Genomic DNA, 894 nt, shown 5'->3' with positions numbered 1-894 from the left:
ACCGCGACCCGCACCTCCAGCCCGCGCGCGCTGATCACCGGTGTCGAGGTGTCGTTGCGCAGCGCCTGCCTGATCCCGTCGTAGTCGGGGCTACCCAGGCTCCGCTGCAGCAACCGGCTCGTCATTCAAACACTCCCTAGGGACAGGCCCCGTGCGAAGAGGCGCTGGGTTGCCAGGAACAACACGACCGTCGGCAGCGAGACCACCAGGCCCGCCGCCAGGCCGACGGGGACCGGGGTGCCGGCGTAGACGTCGGTCATCAGCCCCGCCAGTGCGGTCATGACCGGCCGCACGCTCTCGGTCTGCGTCAGCGTCAGGCCGAAGATGAGGTCGTTCCAGATGAAGGTGAACTCAAGGATGAACACCGCCGTCAGCGCGCTGAGCGAGATCGGCAGGTAGACGCGCCAGAAGATGCGCCACGTGGACGCGCCGTCCATGCGGGCCGCCTCGAAGATCGAGAACGCGACGCCGGTGTAGAAGTTGCGCAACACGAACGCGGCCAGCGGCACGTTGATCCCGGTGTAGATGAGGATCATGCCGATCCTGGTGTCGTACAGGCCGGCGTCGCTGAAGCCGACGAAGAGCGGCACGAGCAACATCTGCGACGGGAACACGGTCCCGCCGAAGATCAGCAGGAACCACCAGAACCCGTGGCGCAGCCGCAGCACCACGATCGCGATCAGCACGATCCCGAGCGGCACGTTCACGTAGAAGGCCCACCGCCAGCTCGCGTGGTCGGTGAACAGCCCGCCCAGAAACGGCCCGGCCAGGTACGTCAACGCCATCACGCCGCCGAGCGCGCCCTGCACCCGGGCGCCGTTGCGTCCGGGCGGGAACATCTCCATCACCAGCGCCAGCGAGAGCGGCAGCAGCGCGCCGGCACCCAGCCCCTGC

General features: G+C 68.2%; 1 protein-coding gene. It reads right to left on the bottom strand.

Annotation, left to right across the window (positions count from 1 at the left end):
* Positions 1-125: 125 nt before the first annotated feature.
* Positions 126-894 (bottom strand): ABC transporter permease subunit (locus tag DMH01_RS42270; RefSeq protein WP_199745847.1); only part of this gene is annotated, 769 nt, incomplete at its 5' end.

It is taken from the genome of Amycolatopsis sp. WAC 04182 (assembly GCF_003947465.1).
Lineage (GTDB): Bacteria > Actinomycetota > Actinomycetes > Mycobacteriales > Pseudonocardiaceae > Amycolatopsis.
This window is presented reverse-complemented; position numbering and strand designations above follow the sequence as displayed.